Raw genomic sequence first — 21,975 nt, forward strand, 5'->3', positions numbered from 1 at the left:
GCCCCGGTCCTCCGGACCGGGGCGCGCAGTCGTATCCGCCGCCGTCTCCGGATGCGTCCTGGTGCTGTTGGGGTTAACGTGGCGATTGGGCCCAATGGGGCAGATGAGGCGAGTCGTGCATCTGGACACCGCCTGCCGCTGGGTCCACCATCGCGGTACGCGGTAGCGAAGCAGCGCGGGAGGTGCCATGGTCACCCAGATCCAGCAGCCGTCCACCGTCGCCCCGGCGGTCCACCCGCCCCGGCCCACCCTCCTCGCAGACGTGCCCGCCCTGACCCGGGCCCTCGCCGCCCCCGCCGGCGCGCCCCGCTGGCGGGAGCACCTGCTCACCCGGCTCGGCCCGCTGCACCAGGGGTTCGCCGAGCACGTCGAGGCCACCGAGGGGCCGGCCGGGCTCTACGCCGAACTGATCGCCCACGCGCCCCGGCTGGACCACGGGGTGCGGCTGCTCACCCAGGAACACGCCGGCATCACGGAGGCCCTCGCCGCGCTCCAGCGTGCCGCCGAGCGGGCCGGTGTACCGGCCGAGGAGGTCCGGCTGCGGGCCGGGTACCTGGTCGAGCTGCTGTCCCGGCACCGCCAGCGCGGCGCGGACCTGCTCTGGCAGGCGTACGAGACGGACCTGGGCGGGGAGACCTGACGCCGGCAGGAACCGCTGCCCGCGGGGCCGCGTCCAAGGGGTATGCGCCGAGTATCTGTCCTGGTGAGTCTGCCTTTGTTGGTCCTCGCGGCCGGGTGTGCCCCGGCGGGCACCGACCCCTCCGGCGGCGTCGGAGACCCCGGTTCCCAGCTGGCGGCGTTCCGGCAGCGGGCCACCGCGGTGGCCGAGGCGTGGCGGCCGGGGCAGGACTGGGCGAGCGGTTACCTGCCGCTCCAGGACCCGACCGTGCTGGTCGGCGACCCCGGCTTCACCACGGACACCGAGCAGGCGTTCCGGGCCGGCTGGTACCGGGAGCAGATCACGTTGCCGACCGACGAGCCGGCCGACGGCACGATCCGGTTCCCCGACGGGACGCTCACCGCGCCGCTGGTCAGCGCCGTCGACGCGTACCGGCAGCTCGACCAGGGGGATCCGCCCCCGTGCCCCGGCCGACCGGCAGCCCCGAAGCCCGAGCAGAAGCCGGGATTCCGCCCGAAGCCGGGGGCGACGGGGGGCCCGATCGTCGAGCCGGGCCCCGACGGTTCGCTCGTCTCGCCCAGCCCGGACCCGGACGCGCCGGTCAGCGGCATCCCGGCGTCCGGCTGCGTACCGCTGACGGTCACCGCCGTGCGGCTCGGCGCCGCGCCGGTGCGGACCAGCCGGGGCGAGGCGCAGGTGCCGGCATGGCTGTTCACCGTGGAGGAGCTGAAGGCCCCGGTGGCCCGGCTCGCCGTCGCGCCGGGCGCGGCCACCCCCGTACCGCAGGCGCCGGCGCCCGCCGGGCAGGTGCCCGACGGCGTGGCCGGCGCGCAGGACCTCACGGCCCTCTCCGGGACGCGGCTGACCTGGCGGATCGGCATGGGCGCCTGCGACACGGGCGGCACGCCGCTGGTGGAGGAGCGCGACGACGTGGTCGTGGTCGGTGGCGCCGTCACCCCGGCCACCGGCGTCTGCACCGACCAACTCCTGCTCAAGCCGGTCACCGCGACGCTGAAGGCGCCGCTCGGCGCCCGGCCGGTGCTCGACGTGGCCACCGGCGCGCCGCTGGTCCTGCGTCCCCTCTAGGAGCCCGCGCGGGCCCTAGAGCAGCCGGGGTACGTCGGTGCTGATCGGCACCGGCAGCACGGTGGGCCGGTCCGCGGCCAGCGCCGCGCGCAGCGCCTCGCCGAGCTGCTCGGGCCGTTCGACGGCCTCGCCGGCGCAGCCGTACCCCCGGGCCACCGCCGTGACGTCCAGCCCCGGCAGGTCCAGCCCGGGCACCCCGGGGGTGTGCTTCAGCTCGGCGAACGACTTGAGGATCGCGTACTGCTGGTTGACCGGGACCACGACGGCCAGCGGCAGGCGCAGCCGTGCGGCGGTCCACAGCGCCTGCACCGAGTAGTGGAACGAGCCGTCGCCGATCACCGCGACCACCGGGCGGCACCGCCCGGTGTCCCGCTCGGCCAGCGCGATGCCGACCGCCGCCGGCAGCCCGAATCCCAGCCCTCCACTGGCCATCGTGAAGTACGACCCGGGTCGGGTGGTCGGCAGCCGGCGGCGCAGGGCGGCCAGGTTGGACGGTGACTCCTGCACCAGCACCCCGTCCGGCGGCCAGTGCTCTGCCAGGGTGGCGAAGAGGCCGTCCGGGCTCAGCGGCGGGCCGCAGTCGGGCGGCGGCGGGGCGGCCCGGGGCGGTGGTGGCGGGCGGTCGGCCGGCGGCACGAGGTCGGCCAGGGCGGCCAGGGCCAGGCCGGCGTCGCCGAGCAGGCTGTCCCCGACCGGCGCGCGGGCGGCCTCGCCCGGATCGTCGGTGACGTGCAGCAGCCGGGTGCCGGCGGGCAGGTAGTCCCCCGGCACGTACGGGTAGTACCGGAAGACGGGGCGCCGACCACCAGCACCGTGTCGTGCCCGCGCAGCGCCTCGGCCAGCGGCCCGATCGCGTACGGCAGCACCCCCCGGAAGTGCCGGTGGTCCTCGGGGAACGCGGCGCGCTCCGGGGCCGGGGCGGACCAGACCGGCGCGGCCAGCCGCTCGGCCAGCGCGACCGCAGCCGGCCACGCCCCGGCCCGGTCCACGGCCGAGCCGAGGACCAGCGCGGGGGAGCGGCTGGCGGCCACGGCGTCGGCGAACTCCCGCAGCCGCTGCGGGTCCGGGGCGTACCGGGTGGCCACCGTACGCACGACGGGCGCGCCCGCCGCCGGCTGGTCCCAGTCGTCCAGCGGCAGGGAGAGGAAGACCGGCCCGGCCGGCGGCTGCACCGCTGTGGCGTACGCCCGCATGAACGCCGCCGGGATGTCCTGTGCGCGGGCCGGCTCGTAGCTCCACTTCACGTACGGCTGGGTCAGCTCGGCCGCCCGGGGGTTGGCCAGCCGCGGCTCGATCAGCAGCATCTGCCGGGTCTGCTGCCCGGCGGTGACGATCAGCGGCGTCTTGTTGTGCCAGGCGGTGACCAGATTGCCCATGCCGTTGCCGGTGCCCGGGGCGGTGTGCAGGTTGACGTGCGCGGGGCGGCCGGTGGCCTGGGCGTACCCGTCGGCCATGGCGACGGCGGACGCCTCGTGCAGGGCGTGGACGTACCGGAAGTCGCCGGGGAAGTCCTGGAGGAAGGGCTCCTCGGTGGAGCCGGGGTTGCCGAAGACGGTGGTCAGGTCCAGCGCCCGGAGCAGGTCGTAGGTCGTCTCGCGGACCGTTGCCATCGGCGGGCCTCCGTCTCGCGGCGCGTGCTGCCTCCTGGCCGGAGGACGCCCGGCGACCGTCCCCGACCTGCCGAATCTATCGGGAGGAGACTCACCTATCGGGCGCTTTGCCGCGCTTCTGCCGGGGCGACCCGCCGCGGCTCCGGTCCGGCGGCTCGCGGCGCCCGCCGGGACGCCGCGAGCCGCCCGGCCGTCAGGGCAGCGGGAAGGGGAGCTTGATCCCGTCGAGCGCGTGCCCGCACGGGCAGTCCCGCTCGGTGGGCAGGGCGGCGACGGCGTCCCGCAGCACCCCGCGCAGCCGGTCGGTGTTCTCCCGGAACACCCGGAAGACCTCCTCCTGGGTCACCGACTCCCCGGCCTCCACCCCGGCGTCGAGGTCGGTGACCAGCGCGATCGGGGTGTAGCAGAGGGCCAACTCCCGGGCCAGCACCGCCTCGGGGTGGCCCGTCATGTTGACGATGGCGCCGCCGATCGCCGTGAACCACCGGGACTCCGCCCGGGAGGAGAAGCGGGGCCCCTCCACGACCACCATCGTGCCGCCGTCGACCGCCGCAACGCCCTGGCCGGCGGCGGCGCCGAGCAAAGTACGCCGGCCGACCGGGCAGTACGGGTCGGCGAAGGCGACGTGCACCGCGCCCTGGTCGTAGTACGTCTGGGTGCGGCCACTGGTCCGGTCGATCAGCTGGTCCGGCACGACGAAGGTGCCCGGCCCCAGCTCGGGGCGGAGCCCACCGACCGCGCACGGGGCGATGACCTGACGCACCCCGAGCGACCGCAGGGCCCACAGGTTCGCCCGGTACGGGATCTTGTGCGGCGGGTACCGGTGGTCACGCCCGTGCCGGGGCAGGAAGGCCACCTGCCGGCCGCCCATCTCCGCCACCGTGACGGGGTCGGACGGCTCCCCGTACGGCGTCTCCACGCGGTGCTCGCTGGCCCCTTCCAGCAAGGCGTAGAGGCCGGAACCGCCGATCACTCCGATGTCCGCCGTCGGGCCCATCGCCGTCCCTTCGTTCGTGATCGATCACCTACCGGTCAGACCTTAGCCAGTGCGCGGGGAGGCAGGCTATGGTGCCAGGCATGGCAGTGACAGCACGGATGGGCCCGGTGTCCGGAGCCGCCCTCGACACTGTCCGGCTCCGGGCCGGCGGTGCAGTTCAGGGCGGTTGTGCCGGCCGGGGCGGCGGCGCCCCCGTCCCCGCGCACGGCTGACGGGTGTCCGACATGCAGGGAGAGGACCAGGCGATCGGCGGGCGGGCGATGGAGTCGATGGCCGGACGGCTGCTGGTCGCGACCCCGGCGCTCAAGGACCCGAACTTCGACCGGACGGTGGTGCTGCTGGTCGCGCACGAGCCGGGCGGCGCGGTGGGCGTCGTGCTCAACCGGGCCACCGAGGTCCCGGTCGCCGACGTCCTCGGCGACTGGAGCGACCTGGCGCGGGACCCGGCGGTGCTGTTCGAGGGCGGGCCGGTCCAGCCGGACTCGGCCATCTGCCTGGCCCGGATGCGCAACCCGGTGAAGCGGCTGCGCGGCTTCCATCAGGTCTCCGGCGCCGTCGGCACGATCGACCTGTCCGTCGACCCCGAGCGGATGCGGGACAGCATCGGCGGCATCCGGGTCTTCGCCGGCTACTCGGGGTGGGGATCGGGCCAGTTGGAGCAGGAGATCGAGGGCGGTTCCTGGTTCGTCCTCGACGCGCTGCCGGGCGACGCCTTCGTCGACCGGCCCGACGACCTGTGGCCGATGGTGCTGCGCCGGCAGGGTGGGATCATGGCCGCCGTCGCCCACTTCCCGCCCGACGTGGCGCTGAACTGAAGCGTCCGGCGGGGCCTCACGACGGGGGGACCCCGCGAGATGACCATGCGGGTCGGCGTGTGTATAGTTCTCTCCGTGCCCGGGCGACCGGGACGAAGGCAAGGGGCCGTGGCGCAGCTGGTAGCGCACCACACTGGCAGTGTGGGGGTCAGGGGTTCGAGTCCCCTCGGCTCCACCCTTGCGAAAAAGCCCTGGTGCGGGATCGAATCCCCCCACCAGGGCTTTTCTTCATAAATCCGGCACGATCCGGCCCGTGCTGGCGGTGTGGGCGACGCGCGCCCCCATCCCGTTAATGAATGGCGCAATTTCGGGGAGTCGAGCAGGCTCCAGGCCATGACGAGCAGCGACCGGTGGGACGAGGACACCGCGGAGCGGTACGACGACATCTCGGCCGAGATGTTCGCACCCCAAGTGCTCGACCCCGCCGTGGACTTCCTCGCCCGGCTGGCGGGCTCCGGCCCTGCGCTCGAGTTCGCGATCGGCACGGGGCGGGTGGCGGTCCCGCTCGCTGCCCGGGGCATCCCCGTGACCGGGATCGAGCTGTCGGCGCCGATGGCCGCCCGGCTGCGACGCAAGGTGCCGGCGGCAGAGTTGCCGGTGGTCGTCGGCGACATGGCCACCACGACCGTCCCCGGTCGGTTCTCGCTGGTGTACGTCGTGTGGAACAGCATCGGCAACCTGCGCACCCAGGACGAGCAGGTGCAGTGCTTCCGCAACGCGGCCCGGCACCTGTCGCCGGGCGGGCGGTTCGTCGTCGAGCTGTGGGTGCCGGGCATCCGGCGGTTCCCGCCGGGGCAGTCGGCGGTGCCGTTCGAGGTGAACGACCGGCACGTCGGCTTCGACACCTACGACATGGTCACCCAGCGGGGGACCTCGCACCACTACTGGCGGCTGGACGACGGGAGCCTCGGCTACGGCTGCAGCAACTTCCGCTACATCTGGCCGGCCGAGTGTGACCTGATGGCCCGGCTGGCAGGGCTGGTGCTGGAGCAGCGGGTGGCGGACTGGACCGGAGCGCCGTTCACCTCGGACAGCGAGAGCCACGTGTCGGTCTGGCGCAGGCCGCTCGACGCCTCCGATCAGGGCTAGCCGCCCGTCCGGCTTCAGCCATCCGTCGGCGCGCGGCGGCGACCATCGCCCTCTGCCCCTGAGCTGCGGAGTTCGGTTCGAGTCCTGCCATGTCCGGTCGCCCTCTTGAAGCGCCCTGGCGAGGGGCATGATTCCCGCCAGGGCGTTTGCCGCGTGGATCAGACGGTCCCGGTGGGGCGCTGGTGCGCCGGGCTCCTTCTGCTCCGCCGGGGTCCGACGATCCATCCTGGACCGACGCCCGGAGCGGGCAGCGGCGTGCCCGGCGGGCTGTGACAGCTCGCACGGTGTGGACGACGCGGCGCTCAGCCCAGCAGGCTGTCGATCTCGGTCAGCTCCTCGGCGGTGAGGTCGAGGTTGTCCAGGGCGGCGACGTTCGCCTCCAGTTGCGCCACGCTGCTCGCGCCGATGATCAGACTGGTCATCCGGGGGTCGCGCAGCGCCCAGGCCAGCGCGAGCTGTGCCAGGGACTGACCGCGCCGCCGCGCGATCGCGCCGAGCGCCCGGATGGTGGCCAGCTTCTTCTCGTCGAGGTCGCTCTCGTTGAGGAAGACGCTCGTGCGCACTCGGGAGTCCTCCGGGACGCCGCCCAGGTAGCGGTCGGTGAGCAGCCCCTGGGCGAGCGGGCTGTACGCGAGGCAGCCGGCCCCGACCCGCTCCAGGGTGTCCAGCAGGCGGTCGCGCTCGGTCCAGCGGTTCAGCATCGAGTACGCCGGCTGGTTGATCAGCAGCGGCGTGCCGAGGTCCCGCAGGATCGCGGCGGCCCGCTCGGTCTGCTCGGAGTCGTAGTTGGAGACGCCGACGTACAGGGCCCGGCCGGAGCGGACGATGGCGTCCAGCGCGCCCATCGTCTCCTCCAGCGGGGTGTCCGGGTCGAACCGGTGCGAGTAGAAGACGTCGACGTAGTCCAGGCCGAGGCGGCGCAGTGACTGGTCCAGCGAGGCGATCAGGTACTTGCGCGAGCCCCACTCGCCGTACGGCCCGGGCCACATCAGGTGGCCGGCCTTGCTGGAGACGATCAGCTCGTCCCGGTACGGCTTCAGGTCGGTGGCCAGCAGCCGGCCGAAGTTCTCCTCCGCGGCGCCGGGCGGCGGGCCGTAGTTGTTGGCCAGGTCGAAGTGCGTGATGCCGAGGTCGAACGCGCGCAGGACGATGTCCCGCTGCCGCGCGAAGGGGCGGTCCGGCCCGAAGTTGTGCCACAGCCCCAGCGAGATCGCCGGCAGCCGCAGCCCGCTGCGACCGCTGCGCCGGTAGGTCATGGTCTCGTAGCGGTCGTCCGCTGCCAGGTACGTCACGCCCCGACCCTAGCCCCCATCCGGGCACCGCGCCGGGGCCGGAAAGCGCTTGCCGTCCCGCTTGTCCGGGTAGGTTCGGTGCCATGCGCTTCGTCCAGCTCGACACCCCGAAACCGATCTCGAAGATCGGCCTGGGCACCTGGCAGTTCGGCTCGCGGGAGTGGGGCTACGGCCCCGACTACGAGCGCCGCGCCCGGGACATCGTCCGGCGCGCGGTGGAGCTGGGCGTCACCCTGTTCGACACCGCCGAGCTGTACGGCTTCGGCCGCAGCGAGCGCATCCTCGGCGCGGCGCTCGGCGCGGACCGGGACAAGGTGGTGCTCGCCAGCAAGATCTTCCCGGTGTTGCCGGTCGCGCCGGTGGTGCAGCAACGGGCGGTCGCCTCGGCGGCGCGGCTCGGCGTCACGGGCATCGACCTGTACCAGGTGCACCAGCCCAACCCGGTCGTCGCCGACACCACCACCATGCGGGGCATGCGGGCGCTGCAGGACGTCGGCCTGGTGGCCGAGGTCGGGGTGAGCAACTACGGCCTGCGCCGCTGGCGGTTCGCCGAGGCGGCCCTGGGCCGGCGGGTGTTGAGCAACCAGGTCCGGTACAGCATGATCGACCGTGGGCCCGAGCGGGACCTGCTGCCGTACGCCGAGCAGCACGGCCGGATCGTCATCGCGTACAGCCCGCTCGCGCAGGGGTTCCTCTCCGGGCGGTACGACGCCGCGAACCCGCCCCGCGGGGCCGTGCGCCGGGCCAACCCGTACTTCCTGCCCGAGAACCTGGAACGCGGCGCCGCGCTGATCAATACGCTGCGCGAGGTGGCCGACGCGCACGACGCGACGCCCAGCCAGATCGCGCTGGCGTACCTGCTGCGCCACCCGAACGTGGTGGCCATCCCCGGCGCGTCCGGGGTGGAGCAGATGGAGCGCAACGCGGCGGCCGCCGAGATCGACCTCACCGACGACGAGTACGCCGCCCTGGCCGCCGCCGCCCGCGCGTTCCGCCCGGTCACCGGCCTGGCGGCGGTACCCGGGCTGATCCGCGCCCGAGCGGGGAAGTGAGCACCCGATGGACGACATCACGGCACTGATCATGGACGACCACGCCGCGTTCCGGCGCGGCTTCGCCCGGCTCGACGACGCCCGCGACGACGCCGAGCGGCTGGCGATCTGGGAGGCGCTGGCCCTGCACCTGGACGTCCACGCCGAGGCGGAGGAGACGATCCTCTACCCCCACCTGGTGCGGCACGGCGACGACGGCGAGGACGAGACCCTCGACGCGATCGGCGACCACAACAAGATCCGCGACGCGATCGCCGAGTCGAAGCTGCACCCCGTCGGCTCCGACGCGTGGTGGGCGGCCGTCTGGACGGCCCGGCGGGAGAACAGCGAGCACCTCGCCGAGGAGGAGGACGAGGCGCTGCCGGACTTCCGCCGGCACGCCGGCGTCGAACTGCGCGCCGAGCTGGGCGCCCGGTGGCTGACCTTCTACGGCGACCACAAGAACGGCCGCAACCTGCGGTTCCAGGACAAGGACCCGAAGGAGTACGTCGAAGAGCACCGCTGAGCGCGTACCGGCGCATCTCCCCGTCCGGGGGAGTCGGGGCGGGGCGGGGCGGCGGGGCAATGGCGGGATGGGTCCCCGGCTCCTCCTGGCGCCGCTGGCGGGCGGCAGCACCTGGCGGCGGGGCGTGTTCCTGCTGCTCGGCGGGGTGCTCGCCCTGCCGTACGCGCTGCTCGCCGCCGCCTTCACCCAGCTGCTCACCCGGGGCGAGGTGCCCCGGCCGCTGGTGCTGCTGCTGTTGGCGCCGGCCGTCGCCATCGCCGCCGTGCCGGTCTTCCTGGACGGCAGCCGCGCGCTGGAGATCGCGGCCGCCCGGGCGCTGCTCGGGGTCGACCTGCCGGAGCCGGCCGCCGGGCACCGGATCGACCGGGAGACCAGCCGGCGCGCGGCGGACGACCTGGACCACGTGCTCGGCCTGCTCCGCGAGGCCGACGTACGGCGGGCGGGGCGGCTGGCCGCGTTCGCCACGGTCGGGGCGGTGCTCACCGTCGGGCTCACCCGGCCCTGGGGGGAACGCTTCCCGCGCTGGATGCCCCGGCTGGCCGGCCGGCGGGTGCCGCCGCGGCTCGCCCTGGTCCCGGCCGCCCTGGTCGCGCTCGCGGTGACCGGTGCGGGCGTCGCCGAGCTGGGCAACCCGGGGCACCTGCTGGACGGGTTCAGCTCCGCCACCGCCCCGCTGCTGCTCTGGCCGCTGTGGGGGCCGGCGCTGGGCGCGGCGGCTCTGGCGTACCACCTGCGGCGGCGCGGTGCCTGCCGCCGCTGCGGCCGGGGCTGACCCGGCCGACGCGGCCCCGCGCCGCCGGACACGGGGCCGGTGGCGCGGGGTCGCACGCGTGGCGGTGGGCGGGCGGCCCCGGGTCGTCGGCACGCGGGGTGGCGGGGCGGTGGCACCCCCAGGGACAGGCGGCCCGGCAGGAGCCTCAGTCGGGGCGGCGGCCGGTCGCGAGCGCCAGCACGACGACGCCGAGGGCGGACGCCCCGGCCTGCGCGGCGACGGTGTGCCAGCCGAGCACGGAACCCGACGTGAGACCGATGACGGCCGGAAGGGCCAGCACGGCCAGTACGTCCACGCCGTTCACGAGCCAGAGCAGCATCCCCGAGGGGAAGGCGCCGAATGGCGTCTCGACAAGGGTGGTGCCGATCGTCGCCGCGCTTGCCCTGGCTCGCTGCATCGCAGCGAGCGAGGCGGCCGGCCCGATCGCCAGGCCGAGCAGCCACCACTGCCCGGCCAGCACACCGGCCGCCTGGAGGCCGGCCGTGGCCGCAGCGCACCACAGGGCCGCCACCACGCTCGGCACGGCGAGCCGCTGGAGGGCCACCTGGCGTCGGGAGAGCCCCATCAGCCGCACCATGGACCGGTTCGCGGCGTCGCTGTGCGTCGACTCGGAGGTGATCCCGGCGGCGGCCATCGCGCCCAGCAGGACGAGCGGGAGCAGCAGCCACGCGGGTGCGTCCCCCAGCGCCGTCGGCAGCGCCGCCAGTGCGGCCAACCACGGGAGCCGGGTGGCCTTGCGTCGTACGACGAGCAGGTCCTGCGCCAGGAGCGGTGGGATGCCGGGGCGGCGGATCAGGCGACTGCTCCGGATTCCGGCTCGGCCCCGCCAGTACCGCCTCGTGCTGGACTCCGTGAGGAACGAGGGTTCCACCGCGTAGACCATGTCCGCGTACACGCCGGTGACGGCGGCCGCCTCCATGAGCCGGTGGGTCGGCCAGCGGTCCAGGCCGGCCCAGGCCCGGTGCAGGCCGAGCGCCACCAGCAGGAGCGCGGCGAGGCAGAGCGCGAGGCCCACGGCATCCGGTGCCGGGAACGCGGGCGGGTCGGGCGATCCGTCGACCAGCCGCGAACCGACGAGCGCCGCGAGCAGCAGCCCGGCGGCCAGGGCGACTGCCCGGTCGAACGCCCGTCCGCCGGCCCGTTGCGCCTGGATCGCCGACCAGGCGAGCCCGAGGGCGAGGACGGCGCCAGCGAGGAGAGCCGCCACGAGCACGGCCGCCGACAGGGGCCGCGGGGCGACGTGCCCGGCGACGCCGAGGGCCGTCAGCGCACCGACGAGCGCGGCGGAGGCGACGGTCAGCAGGAACGCCGGGGCCAACAGCGCCCGGCGCGGCACCGGGGCGGTCAGCAGCCAGGCCGCGTCGCTGCGACTCGCCGCCAGCGGGCCCAGCTGGCGGAGAACGCCGTAGTAGCTGAGGAGGGCCAGCCCGGCGGCGGCCAGGGGTATGAGCTCCGGTGCGTCCGCGGCGGGCGCCGACGCCGGCCACACGATGGCGATCGCCGGCTGCCCGAAGAGCGCGACCGCCATCGCCGCCGCAAGCAGCAGCGAGTAGACGGCGGCGGGGTCGACCCGACCGTTCGCCGCGATCTGTCGTTGGCGGATCCAGCGCCGTACGTCGGTCGGGCTCGCCCGCCTCGCGGGGCGGATCCCGTCGGTCACGGTCACGGGCGGCCCGCCCCACCGGCGCCGGAAGCCACCCTCACCGGTGTCCACCCACGACGACCCGGTCCGCCCCGACCGATCCGACGAAGTCCTCGTCGTGACTGGCCATCAGCAGAGTGCCGCCCGTCGCGACGTACGACCGCAGGCAGGCCACGAGGTCGCGCTTGACGGTCTGGTCGAGCCGCTGCTCGGGCTCGTCGAGCAGCAGCAGGCGGCTGGGCCGCACGAGGGTCGCGGTCAACAGGAAGCGCTGGCGTTGCCCCGAGGAGAGCGTGCTCGGGAGGCTGTCCTCGAGGCCGGTGAGTCCCAGGGTGGCACTGACCTCCTCGATCCGGCCGTCCTCCGGGTCGCAGCCGTTGGCGACCCGGACCAGGTCCAGGTGCTCCCGGACGGTCAGGCCCTGATACCAGCTCGGCGACTCCACGGTCGTCGCCACCTGACGCCAGAACTCCACCGTCTTGCCGGGCGGTTCCCCGAAGACCGTGACCACCCCGCCGGTCGGCTCCTGAAGGCCCGCCACGCAGCGCAGCAGGGTGGACTTCCCCGCCCCGTTGTGGCCGGTCAGAGCGCGGGCGGACCCGGCCGGCACCGTCAGGCTGAAGTTGTCCAGAACCGGCGTGGAGCCGTACGCGACGGAAAGATCGTCGATCACGATCGCGTTGTCGGCGTCCGGCGTCGTCGAACTCATCCAGGCTCCCTCAAGCCACCGGCTCCCCACTGGTACGCGTCTCTCGGGTGATTCAGGACATGTGAAGCGCATCATACATTCCGGCCGTTGATGTCCGGGGGTATCGATATTTCCGGGTCGCGATCTCCGGGACTGTGATCTGCGTCACTAGAAACGGGACAGTGGCAAAGGTGATTATCTCCGTACCGTAAATCCGGTCTGCAGACCGCTTCCTACTTTGTCACCCGTGATTGCGTAAACGTTGATCGGGTCAATGGTGAGACTGCTGATCGACCCGGCAGCGTAAACAGCACAGCGGGCCCAAAAGATGGAGGGTTCAGATGCGTAACGTCGCTCGCCACGCCAACCGAGTATCGACCGCCCGATTCGGCAGCCTGACGGCGGGTGCCCCGGCCAAGAAGATGGCCGACAGTGCTCCGGTGCTGTTCACCCCCGCCGTCGCCGTCCTCGGTGCCGCGGCCCTGATCACCGCCGTCGGCTCCATCTGACAGTGACGGGCAGGGGGCGGCGTCGGTTCTTCGTCGCCCCCTGCCCGCGCCACTCCGCAAACAGGACGGCCGATCCCCTCGAGAGGTGACGAAACCGGTGGGAATCATAGCCCGGGTCGCGCGCTCGCTTTTTGCGCCGCGTTCCCTCAGCCGCTCCGATACGCTCGCCGTGGCCGAGCGCCTGAGCGCCGCGACGCATCTTGTGGCGAGCCTGGAGCTGCTGCGCAGAAGCGGAGACCGAAAACCCGGTGGCGTCAACAACTGGGCCATCAGCCGGGAGAACATGAGCCACCAGGCCATGGCGACCAGGTTCTTCGACAAGGTGTCCGGGCCGCGGGCTAGTGCCGCCCTGCACCTGGCCCGGGCCGCCTCGGCCGCCTTCCTGCTGGCCCCCACGGACAGAATGCGAAAGAGCCGGCTCTCGGCGAACGCAATCATCACCGGGGCGTCCATCGGAACCTTTCCCAGCCAGCTCTACGGCACCGACGGGTCCGACCAGGCGTCCTTTCTCGTCCAGGCGGCGGTCACCGTCGCGCGTTCCAGCCGGCAGCCGCGGGTCGCCGACGCCGCCCTCTGGTTCCTCGGGCTCCAGTCGACGTTGAACTACGCGGCGTCCGGCTGGGTCAAGATGGTCAGCCCCACCTGGCGTACGGGCCGGGCGTTGCCCGGCGTGATGCGGACCGTCACGTATGGGCACGAGGGTGCTTGGCGGACGGCGGAGCGGTTCCCCGTCGCCGCCCGCACACTGGGGCACGCGGTGCTCGCCATGGAATGCCTGTTCCCCCTGGTGTTCGTCGCCCGCGGTCGCCTCGCTCCCACGTTCGTCGGCTCCGCCGCCGCCTTCCATGCCGTGAACGCCGCAGCCATGGGGCTCGGCCGGTTCGTCGGCGCCTTCTGCGCGATGCACCCGGCCGTGCTCTACGTGACCGATCCCCGCCGCAGGTCCCGTGGCACGGCTGGCGAGCCGCCCCGGAACGACCTGCTCCCCGTCGTTGCGGCGGGGCTGGCGGCGGCGACCCTCGCGGGTGGGATGGCGGCGCAGGCGGCCCGCGCCCGGAAGGTGGCGCGTGGCCGGCAGGGCATGCGTCGCGTACGCACCCGCAGCGGCAACGTCCTCGCCTACCTCACGGAGAACCCGCAGGCGGCCGGGCCGGTCGTCTTCTTCGAGTCCGCCCTCGCGGCGAGCGACCTGCACTGGGAGTGGCTGCGTCGGGAGGTCTCCCAGCACCTCTCGACCGTCGTCTACCAACGCGCCGGCTATGGTGCCAGCGAGTCCCGGGACCGGCGCCCGTTCCGGCTGGCGAGCGCCGTCGAGGACTTCGCGGACCTGGCCCGCGAAACGGCGGGGGAGCGGCCCGTCATCATCGTCGGTCACTCCCTGGGCGGATACCTCGCCCTGCGCTCGGGGCAGCTCCTCGGCGACCAGGTGAAGGGGGTCGTCCTGCTCGACTCGAGCCACCCCGGCGAGCTCGACCGGTCCCCACGGCAGGCCGGCGGCGCGGTCATGCTCGACACCACCCTGCGGCTGATGGCCCCGTCCATGCGCATCGGCATGGGCCCCCTGCTGCAGATCCCCCGAGCGATCCACCGGCTACCGGCCGACGTGCTGGAGTTGGCGCTGTGCCAGTACCGCGACGCCCGGCTGTGGAACGCGAGTCACCGGGAATGGAAGGCCACGAGAGCCGAGTTCGCTGCCTTCGACGGAATGTTGCCAAAGCTGACCGCGGAGGTGCTGTGCCTGTCGGCCGAGGCGACGCTGACGGACGACCCGGTCCAGACGGAACTGCACCGGGAGCTCGCGGAATCGGGCCGGGCCGGGGCACACCACGTGGTCGAGGGGGCGGACCACGAGTCGATCGTCACCGAGGAGCGGCACGCGACCGAGGTCGCCGCGCGGATCGGGGCGTTCGTGCGTGGGCTGACGGAGGGGCGGCCGTGACCGCGCGGCAGCCGGGCCGGAGCGGCCTCGTGACGCTCGGGGCGTGCCTCGGCCTCGGCGCCTGGTTCGTCGCCAGCGTGTTGAGCCAACATCCGCAACGCGTCTTCGACAAACTCCGGCGCCATGATCCGACCGGCACCATGCTTCCCGACTGGCGGTTCTTCGCCCCGGAGCCGGCGCAGCACGACTTCGTGCTGCTCGTCCGGTGCCTGGGGCACGACGGCGCGGAGTCCCCGTGGGAGAGCGTGGTCGAGATCAGCCCGCGGGCCTGGACCCACGGGTTCTGGCACCCGGCACGCCGGATGGACAAAGCGGTGCACGACCTGTGCGACCAGTTGACCCGGCATCTCGGCCTGCTCGGTGACGACGGCACGTCCACTCCCGCCTACGCCCTGATGCGGGGCGTGGTGGAGCGACACGTCAGGGCGAAGGCCGGTGGGCCTCCGCCGAAGGGGTTCCAGTTCGTCATCGCCCGTGCCGCCGGCTACGACGACCGCGAGGAGCCCGAGTACGTCTACCTCTCCCGATTCGAGTCGCTGTGACGGCTCGCCAGGAACCACCACCCGCCGAGGCCGACGATCCGGACGTCGTGATCGTGGGCTCCGGACACAACGGGCTGGCGGCAGCGGTCCTGCTGAGCCGGGCGGGCCTCCGGGTGACGGTGTACGAGGCGGCGGAAGAGGCGGGCGGCGGGGCCCGGACCGTCGAGACGATGGGGCGGGGGATCTGGCACGACATCTGCTCGTCCGTCCACCCGATGGGACTCGCCTCTCCCTTCTTCGCGGCGTTCGACCTCGCGGCGCACGGCGTGACGATGCTGCAACCCGAAGCGGCGTACGCCCACCCCCTCGACGGAGGACGCGCGGGGATGGCGTGGACCGACCTGGACCGTACGGTGGCGGGGCTCGGGGGGGACGGTCGGGCGTGGCGTCAAATTTTCGCCCCTCTCGTCCGAGACTGGCGCGAGATCGCCGCGACCGTCATGTCAGACCTGCGCAACCCGCTGCGGGGGCTATCCCCGGCCACCGTGCGGTTCGGTCTACGCGCCGCCCTGCTCGGCCGCCGCCACCTCCCCGCCCGCCTCCACGACACCGTCGCGGGAGCCATGCTCACGGGCGTCAACCTGCACGGAGTCGTCCGGCCCGACGCGCTGGCGCCGACGGCGGTCGGGCTGACGCTCGCCCTGCTGGCGCACGCGGTCGGGTGGCCGATCCCGCAGGGCGGCAGCCGGTCGATCGTCGAGGCACTCGTGGCCGACCTGCGGCGGCACGGCGGCCGCCTCCACACCGGGCACCGAGTGGACGACGTACGGGAGTTGCCCCCGGCGAGGGCGGTGATCCTCAACCTCGGGCCGGCGGGAGTGACGCGGGTGGCCGGGGCTGTGCTGCCCGACCGGTACCGCCGGCGGCTCCGCCGCTACCGGTACGGCCCCGGTGCCTGCAAGATCGACTTTCTGCTCGCCGATCCGGTGCCGTGGGACAACCCCGAGTGCCGGCGCGCGGGCACGTTGCACCTCGTCGGCGGGCGCGCCGAGGCGCTGGCAGCGGCGCGGCAGGTCAACGCCGGATCGCACGCCGACCGGCCGTACGTGCTCGCCGTCCAGCCCGGGGTCGTGGACTACGGCCGCGCGCCGGCGGGCCTGCACGTCCTCTCCACGTACTGTCACGTGCCCCACGGGTCGCCGGTCGACGCCGGCGACATCGTGACCGCGCAGATCGAACGGTTCGCGAGCGGCTTCCGTGGGACGGTACTCGACCGCCGGGTGCGAACGGCTCGCGATCTCGCCCGGTACAACGAGAACTACGTGGGGGGCGACATCATGTCGGGCCGGCTGACCCTCCTCCAGACCGTACGGCGCCCGCGCCCCGGCCTGCACCCGTACGCGACCCCGATGCCCTGGCTCTACCACTGTTCGGCCGCCAGCCCCCCTGGGCCGGGAATCCACGGCATGGCCGGATACCACGTGGCCCGGCGGGTGCTGCGCGAGCGGTTCGGATTCGAGGCGGATCCCCTCACGCTCCTGCGCCGCGAGGCCACGAAAATTGACGCCGCGAATGGGGAGAATGGCCGCAGATGATCACTCACGCGTATTACCGCGAGAAATTGGCAAGCGTCTACGACCGGATGTACCCCTTCATCGAGGTGGACACCGGCCACACCGTCGACCTGCTGAGCAGGCTCGTTCCTCCGCCCGCGCGGGTCCTCGAACTGGGCGTCGGGACGGGCCGGCTGGCGCTCCCGCTCGCCGACGCGGGATACCGGGTGCGCGGCATCGACGGGTCGGCGGCGATGCTGGCCCGCCTCAAAGAGAAGGATCCGGAGGGCCGGGTCGAGGTCGAGTTGGCCGACTTCACCTCCTCGCACACCGGCGGGACGTACGACCTGATCTTCACGGTGCTCAACACGTTCTTCTCCGCCGTGACCCGGGAACAGCAACTGGGCTGCCTACGCCTGGTACGAGAGCAGCTGGAGCCAGAGGGACGCTTCCTGATGGAGGTGTTCGAGCCGACCCTGTTCCACGGCCTGGACCAACCGTCGTTCTCCGTCCGGCATCTCGGGGACAAGGGCGTGATGCTCGACATGCTGAGCGTGGACCGGTCGCGGCAACTCATGGTGGGCACCCACACCGTCATCGACGGAGGCGTACCCGAGACGACGCAGCACGTCGTGCGCTACGCGTTCCCCAGCGAGCTGGACCTGCTCGCGGAGCTGAGCGGCCTGCGCCTCGTGGACCGGTGGGGCGACTTCACCGGTCAGCCGTTCACGAGCGCCAGTCATCGGCATGTCTCCGTCTACGCGAGGGCGGACCACGAGCCGCGCTAGCGTTGGTCGGGTGACTGAGCCGAACCAGGTCCTCCCGGCCCCGCCCGCCGACCTGCCCGCCACCCTCGGGGCGCTGCGGGCGGCCGGGCACCGCCACCGCACGGTCAAGCAGGAACTCCGCGACAACCTCCTCGCCCGGATGCGCACGGGCGAGGAGCGCTTTCCGGGCATCGTCGGGTACGACGACACGGTGCTGCCCGAGGTCGAGCGGGCGCTGCTCGCCGGCCACGACATGGTGCTGCTCGGCGAGCGCGGCCAGGGCAAGACCCGGCTGATCCGCTCCCTGGTCGCCCTGCTCGACGAGTGGACCCCGGTCATTCCCGGCTCGGTGCTCAACGAGCATCCCATGCGCCCGCTCACCCCGGCCGCCCGGGCGCTGGTCGCCGAGCGCGGCGACGACCTGCCGATCGGCTGGCTGCACCGCTCGGTGCGGTACGGCGAGAAGCTGGCCACCCCCGACACCAGCGTCGGCGACCTAATCGGTGACGTGGACCCGGTCCGGGTGGCCCAGGGGCGCACCCTCGGCGACCCGGAGACGATCCACTTCGGGTTGGTGCCGCGCACCAACCGGGGGATCTTCGCCGTCAACGAGCTGCCGGACCTGGCCGAGCGGATCCAGGTGGCGCTGCTCAACGTGCTGGAGGAGCGGGACATCCAGGTCCGCGGCTACCAGCTGCGGCTGCCGCTCGACCTGTTCCTGGTGGCCAGCGCCAACCCGGAGGACTACACCAACCGGGGCCGGATCATCACCCCGCTGAAGGACCGCTTCGGCGCGGAGATCCGTACCCACTACCCGCTCGACGTGGACCTGGAGCTGGCGCTGATCCGGCAGGAGGCCGACCTGGTGGCCGAGGTACCGGAGCACGTGCTGGAGGTCCTCGCCCGGTTCGCCCGGGCGGTGCGCGAGTCGCCGTCGGTGGACCCGCGCTCCGGCGTCTCGGCCCGGTTCGCCATCGCCGCCGCGGAGACCGTCGCCGCCGCCGCGCTGCGCCGCTCCGGCCTGCTCGCCGCCGGTCCGGCCGCCGAGGGGGTACGCCCCGAGGCCCCGGTCGCCCGCGTGGGCGACGCCGTGTCGGTGACCTCCACGCTGCGCGGCAAGGTGGAGTTCGAGAGCGGTGAGGAGGGGCGGGAGACGGAGATCCTGGCCCACCTGCTGCGGACCGCCACGGCCGAGGCGTTCCGGGCCCGGCTCGCGGGGCTGGACCTGTCCGGCTTCACCGCCCTCGTGGCGGACGGCAGGGTGGTCGAGACCGGCGAGCTGGTCTCCTCGGCCGAGTTGCTGCGCCAGGTCGGCACGGTGCCCGGGTTGGCCAAGGTGCTCGACCGGCTCGACCTGGGCGACGCCCCGACGCCGGAGGAGGCGGCGGCCGGCGTCGAGTTCGTCCTGGAGGGGCTGCACCTGACCCGCCGGCTGGGCAAGGACGTCACCGAGTCCGGGCGCACCGTCTACGGCCAGGGCTGAGCGTGGCGGGCAACCGGTTCCGGTACGGGCAGTGGCGCGGCGGCCCCGACCCGCTCGCCCCGCCGTACGACGTGCGGGCCGCGGTGGACGCCGTCGGCGCGGAGGTGCTGTCCGGCGGCAGCCTGCGCGAGGCGCTGCGCGACCTGCTGCGCCGCGGCCCGCAGGGCCGGGGCGGCCTGGACGACCTGGCGGCCCGGGCGCGGCGCCTGCGCCGGGAGGCGATGCGCCGGGGCGACCTGGACGGGGCGGTGACCCGGGCCCGGGCCCTGCTCGACCAGGCGCTCGCCGCCGAGCGCGACGAGCTGCGCGGCCGGAACGGCGACGACGCCCGCTTCGCCGAGGCGGTGCTGGACAGCCTGCCCCGGTCGACCGCCCGGGCGGTGCAGGAGCTCGCCGAGTACCGGTGGGCGAGCGACGAGGCGCGGCAGACGTACCAGCGGATCCTCGACGGGCTGCGCGGCGAGGTGCTGGAGCAGCGGTTCGCCGGGCTGCGGGACGCGGCGCGGGCCGCCGCCGACCCGGCCGCGCAGCAGCGGCTCGCCGAGATGATGCGCGACCTCAACGACCTGCTGGCCCGGCACGCCCGCGCGGAGGACACGACCGACGCGTTCGCCGAGTTCATGCGCCGGCACGGGGAGTTCTTCCCGGAACGCCCGGAGACGGTCGACGAGCTGGTGGACGTGCTGGCCCGCCGGGCCGCCGCGGCCGAGCGGCTGATGCGGTCGCTGCCGGACCGGCAGCGCGAGGAGCTGGCCGGGCTGATGCGCCAGTCCCTCGGCGACCGGCTGGCCGGGGAGCTGGCCGCGCTGGGCGAGAACCTGCGGGCGCTGCGCCCCGATCTGAACTGGCACCGGGGCGAGCGGATCCGTGGCGAGCAGCCGCTCGGCTACGGTGCGGCGACGGGCGCGCTCGACGAGATCGCCGAGCTGGACGAGCTGCTGGACTCCCTCGACCAGGACCATCCGGGGGCCAGCCTCGACGACGTGGACGTCGAGGCGGTGGCCCGGACGCTGGGCCGGGACGCCGCCGACGACGTACGCCGGCTGCGGGAGCTGGAGCGGGAGCTGCGCCGGCAGGGGTGGGTGACCCGGGACGCCGACGGGCTGACGCTGAGCCCGAAGGCGCTGCGCCGGCTGGCGGGCACCGCCCTGCGCCGGGTCTTCGCGGACCTGACCGCCGGGCCGCGCGGGCAGCACGACCTGCGCTCGGCGGGCGCGGCCGGCGAGGTCAGCGGGGCGTCGCGGCCCTGGGAGTACGGCGACGAGCAGCCGCTCGACGTGGTGCGTACCCTCACCCGGGCGGTGCGCCGGGGCGGTCCGGGCGTGCCGGTGCAGTTGGCGGTCGAGGACTTCGAGGTGGTGGAGACCGAGCGCCGGGCGTCGGCGGCGGTGGTGCTCTGCGTCGACCTGTCGTACTCGATGATCTCGCAGGGGCGCTGGGGGCCGATGAAGCAGACGGCGCTGGCCCTGTCGCACCTGGTGGCGACCCGGTTCCCGCAGGACGCCCTGCAGATCGTCGGGTTCGGCCGGGAGGCGGCGCCGCTGAGCCAGCAGGAGCTGGCCGCGGTGGAGCCGGACCTGCGGCAGGGCACCAACCTCCAGCACGCGCTGCGGCTGGCCGGCCGGCACCTGCGCCGGCACCCGGGCGCGGAGCCGGTGGTCCTCGTCGTCACCGACGGGGAGCCGACCGCCCACCTCGACCCGGACGACGGGGAGGCGCTGTTCCACTGGCCGCCCCTGCGCGAGACGATCGAGGCCACGATCCGCGAGGTGGACCGGCTGACCCGCGCCGGCGCCACGCTCAACCTGTTCATGCTCGGCGACGATCCGGGCCTGCGCCGCTTCGTCGACGCGGTCGCCCGGCGCAGTCGGGGCCGCATGTTCACCCCCGACCTCGACGACCTCGGCGAGTACGTCGTCTCCGACTACCTCCGCGCCCGCCACGGCCGCCGCTGACCCGACCTGATCCGCAGCGGACGCCGGCCTGTCGGTGGGACGCGCCGGCCTGTAGGTGGGACGCGCTGGTCTGTCGGTGGGCGCGCTGGTCTGTCGGTGGGCGCGGGCTGATCGCTTGGCTGGTCGCGGCGGGCTGCGAGGGATGGCCGCGGCCGACAGGTGGCCGTGCCCTCGGGACAGGACTGTTCTCGCGCCCCTGTGGAGCTGCCCCGCCTGTGCTACCGCGCTCGCCCACGGCATCGGGCCCGCGCTGCCGGGGCCGCGTGCTGCCGGTGTCTGCGCCGCGCGCTGCCGGGGCCCACGCTGCCGGGGCCACGCTGCCGGGGCCCACGCCGCCGGGCCCACGCCGCCGGGGCCCACGCCGCCGGGGCCCACGCCGCCGGGGCCCACGCTGCCGGGGCCCGCGCTGCCGGTGTCTGCGCCGCCGGGGCCCACGCGGCCGGGGCCCGCACCGCCGATCGCCGGTAGCGCCGATGGGGCAGCTCCACAGTGCCGGCACGGCACCGTCGTGCTGGCGCCTGAACGCGCCGCCATCCGAGTGTGCCGACGTCGTCGGCGAACCCGTCCGGGTGAACCAGGGCCGCCGCTCCGCCGGCCCGCCCCGGGCGGCGGGGTTGACTGGGAGCCGTGGACAGCACCGGGTTGCGGCGGGCGTACGACGAGGTGCTCGCCGAGGTGACGGCCGGCGGGTTCGAGCCGCCAGCCGACGGTGGGCTGAGCGCGGAGCAGATCGTGGCGCACCTGGCGGCCAACGACGAGCTGATGAGCGAGGCCACCGAGGCGGTGCTGGCCGGGTCCCCGTTCGCCTACTACGACCTGGAGACCATCCACCGTACGCAGCTCGACGCGTTGGTCACCGAGTACGGCGGGCTCGACGGGCTGGCCGCCCTGCTGCGCGCCACCAGCCAGCGGCTCTGCGCCCTCGTCGACCGGCTGGGGCCGGCCGCGGACACCCCGGTCGACACCCACCTGCACGAGGACGTCGACCTGCGGGCGGGCGAGCCGCTGCCCTGGCGGCGCACCCTCGACCTGCACACCCGCGTCCATCTTCCCAAGCACCTGGCCCAGCTCCGCGCCCTCCGCCCCGAGTTGCACCCGCACCGCCGGTGACCCCGCGAGG

Annotated in this window: 21 protein-coding genes and 1 tRNA gene; 16 read left to right on the forward strand and 6 right to left on the reverse strand. The window is 74.2% G+C overall.

The features are described 5' to 3' along the window. Positions 1 to 187: 187 nt before the first annotated feature. Positions 188 to 640, forward strand: a complete 453-nt coding sequence (locus JD77_RS17740) for a hypothetical protein (RefSeq protein ID WP_145775352.1) — start codon at positions 188 to 190, stop codon at positions 638 to 640. A gap of 42 nt (positions 641 to 682) precedes the next feature. Next, complete coding sequence (locus JD77_RS17745; protein WP_145775353.1) at positions 683 to 1,705, forward strand: hypothetical protein; 1,023 nt, start codon at positions 683 to 685, stop codon at positions 1,703 to 1,705. 15 nt (positions 1,706 to 1,720) lie between these two features. Here JD77_RS17745 and JD77_RS33705 read toward each other — a convergent pair whose 3' ends face one another. From JD77_RS33705 to JD77_RS17755, 3 genes are all read right to left on the reverse strand, one after another. Next, positions 1,721 to 2,341: a thiamine pyrophosphate-dependent enzyme gene (locus tag JD77_RS33705; protein ID WP_246140726.1), complete on the reverse strand. Its 621-nt coding sequence runs from the start codon at positions 2,339 to 2,341 to the stop codon at positions 1,721 to 1,723. Further along, complete coding sequence (locus JD77_RS17750; protein WP_246140727.1) at positions 2,269 to 3,315, reverse strand: thiamine pyrophosphate-binding protein; 1,047 nt, start codon at positions 3,313 to 3,315, stop codon at positions 2,269 to 2,271. Before JD77_RS17750 ends, JD77_RS33705 begins: the two co-directional genes overlap by 73 nt. A gap of 193 nt (positions 3,316 to 3,508) precedes the next feature. After that, positions 3,509 to 4,312 carry an S-methyl-5'-thioadenosine phosphorylase gene (locus JD77_RS17755; protein ID WP_145775354.1) on the reverse strand — a complete coding sequence of 268 codons (804 nt, stop codon included), beginning with the start codon at positions 4,310 to 4,312 and terminating at the stop codon, positions 3,509 to 3,511. Positions 4,313 to 4,536: 224 nt separating this feature from the next. Between JD77_RS17755 and JD77_RS17760 the strand changes: the two genes are divergently transcribed. The 3 genes from JD77_RS17760 to JD77_RS17770 all read left to right on the forward strand — a co-directional run bounded on the left by JD77_RS17760 (position 4,537) and on the right by JD77_RS17770 (position 6,216). After that, complete coding sequence (locus JD77_RS17760; protein ID WP_145775355.1) at positions 4,537 to 5,127, forward strand: YqgE/AlgH family protein; 591 nt, start codon at positions 4,537 to 4,539, stop codon at positions 5,125 to 5,127. Between the two features lie 102 nt (positions 5,128 to 5,229). Then, a tRNA-Ala gene (locus JD77_RS17765) sits at positions 5,230 to 5,302 on the forward strand. A 158-nt stretch (positions 5,303 to 5,460) separates the two neighbouring features. Then, the gene (locus JD77_RS17770) at positions 5,461 to 6,216 is read left to right on the forward strand and encodes a class I SAM-dependent DNA methyltransferase (RefSeq protein ID WP_145775356.1); all 756 of its coding nucleotides are present in this window, start codon (positions 5,461 to 5,463) and stop codon (positions 6,214 to 6,216) included. Between the two features lie 302 nt (positions 6,217 to 6,518). Here JD77_RS17770 and mgrA read toward each other — a convergent pair whose 3' ends face one another. After that, positions 6,519 to 7,508 carry an L-glyceraldehyde 3-phosphate reductase gene (gene mgrA, locus JD77_RS17775; protein WP_145775357.1) on the reverse strand — a complete coding sequence of 330 codons (990 nt, stop codon included), beginning with the start codon at positions 7,506 to 7,508 and terminating at the stop codon, positions 6,519 to 6,521. Positions 7,509 to 7,591: 83 nt separating this feature from the next. Here mgrA and JD77_RS17780 point away from each other — a divergent pair, with 83 nt between their 5' ends. The 3 genes from JD77_RS17780 to JD77_RS32875 all read left to right on the forward strand — a co-directional run bounded on the left by JD77_RS17780 (position 7,592) and on the right by JD77_RS32875 (position 9,837). Continuing rightward, on the forward strand, positions 7,592 to 8,560 hold the full coding sequence (locus tag JD77_RS17780; protein ID WP_145775358.1) for an aldo/keto reductase: 969 nt from the start codon (positions 7,592 to 7,594) through the stop codon (positions 8,558 to 8,560). A 7-nt stretch (positions 8,561 to 8,567) separates the two neighbouring features. Next, complete coding sequence (locus JD77_RS17785) at positions 8,568 to 9,065, forward strand: hemerythrin domain-containing protein (RefSeq protein WP_145775359.1); 498 nt, start codon at positions 8,568 to 8,570, stop codon at positions 9,063 to 9,065. 67 nt (positions 9,066 to 9,132) lie between these two features. Next, complete coding sequence (locus JD77_RS32875; RefSeq protein WP_211372593.1) at positions 9,133 to 9,837, forward strand: hypothetical protein; 705 nt, start codon at positions 9,133 to 9,135, stop codon at positions 9,835 to 9,837. A 145-nt stretch (positions 9,838 to 9,982) separates the two neighbouring features. Here the strand turns inward: JD77_RS32875 and JD77_RS17800 are convergent, their stop codons facing one another. Further along, the gene (locus tag JD77_RS17800) at positions 9,983 to 11,503 is read right to left on the reverse strand and encodes a DUF6297 family protein (RefSeq protein WP_387225905.1); all 1,521 of its coding nucleotides are present in this window, start codon (positions 11,501 to 11,503) and stop codon (positions 9,983 to 9,985) included. Between the two features lie 34 nt (positions 11,504 to 11,537). Beyond that, a complete protein-coding gene (locus JD77_RS17805) occupies positions 11,538 to 12,188 on the reverse strand; it encodes an ABC transporter ATP-binding protein (RefSeq protein ID WP_145775360.1) in 651 nt (216 codons plus the stop codon). A 320-nt stretch (positions 12,189 to 12,508) separates the two neighbouring features. On the opposite strand from JD77_RS17805, the gene JD77_RS32205 reads away from it, so the two are divergent. The 8 genes from JD77_RS32205 to JD77_RS17845 all read left to right on the forward strand — a co-directional run bounded on the left by JD77_RS32205 (position 12,509) and on the right by JD77_RS17845 (position 21,965). Continuing rightward, a complete protein-coding gene (locus JD77_RS32205; protein ID WP_170286471.1) occupies positions 12,509 to 12,676 on the forward strand; it encodes a hypothetical protein in 168 nt (55 codons plus the stop codon). Positions 12,677 to 12,845: 169 nt separating this feature from the next. After that, positions 12,846 to 14,615 carry an alpha/beta fold hydrolase gene (locus JD77_RS17810; protein ID WP_145775361.1) on the forward strand — a complete coding sequence of 590 codons (1,770 nt, stop codon included), beginning with the start codon at positions 12,846 to 12,848 and terminating at the stop codon, positions 14,613 to 14,615. Continuing rightward, on the forward strand, positions 14,612 to 15,157 hold the full coding sequence (locus tag JD77_RS17815; RefSeq protein WP_145775362.1) for a hypothetical protein: 546 nt from the start codon (positions 14,612 to 14,614) through the stop codon (positions 15,155 to 15,157). Before JD77_RS17810 ends, JD77_RS17815 begins: the two co-directional genes overlap by 4 nt. Further along, positions 15,154 to 16,692, forward strand: a complete 1,539-nt coding sequence (locus JD77_RS17820; protein ID WP_211372594.1) for a phytoene desaturase family protein — start codon at positions 15,154 to 15,156, stop codon at positions 16,690 to 16,692. The genes JD77_RS17815 and JD77_RS17820 overlap by 4 nt, the downstream gene beginning before the upstream one ends. Beyond that, complete coding sequence (locus JD77_RS17825) at positions 16,689 to 17,438, forward strand: class I SAM-dependent methyltransferase (RefSeq protein WP_145775363.1); 750 nt, start codon at positions 16,689 to 16,691, stop codon at positions 17,436 to 17,438. The genes JD77_RS17820 and JD77_RS17825 overlap by 4 nt, the downstream gene beginning before the upstream one ends. Then, complete coding sequence (locus JD77_RS17830) at positions 17,398 to 18,900, forward strand: magnesium chelatase ATPase subunit I (RefSeq protein WP_387225900.1); 1,503 nt, start codon at positions 17,398 to 17,400, stop codon at positions 18,898 to 18,900. Before JD77_RS17825 ends, JD77_RS17830 begins: the two co-directional genes overlap by 41 nt. Positions 18,901 to 18,902: 2 nt before the next feature. After that, a complete protein-coding gene (locus JD77_RS17835; protein ID WP_145775365.1) occupies positions 18,903 to 20,855 on the forward strand; it encodes a vWA domain-containing protein in 1,953 nt (650 codons plus the stop codon). Positions 20,856 to 21,482: 627 nt separating this feature from the next. Then, on the forward strand, positions 21,483 to 21,965 hold the full coding sequence (locus tag JD77_RS17845) for a hypothetical protein (RefSeq protein WP_145775367.1): 483 nt from the start codon (positions 21,483 to 21,485) through the stop codon (positions 21,963 to 21,965). Positions 21,966 to 21,975 lie beyond the last annotated feature (10 nt).

This window comes from Micromonospora olivasterospora, from assembly GCF_007830265.1.
GTDB lineage: Bacteria > Actinomycetota > Actinomycetes > Mycobacteriales > Micromonosporaceae > Micromonospora > Micromonospora olivasterospora.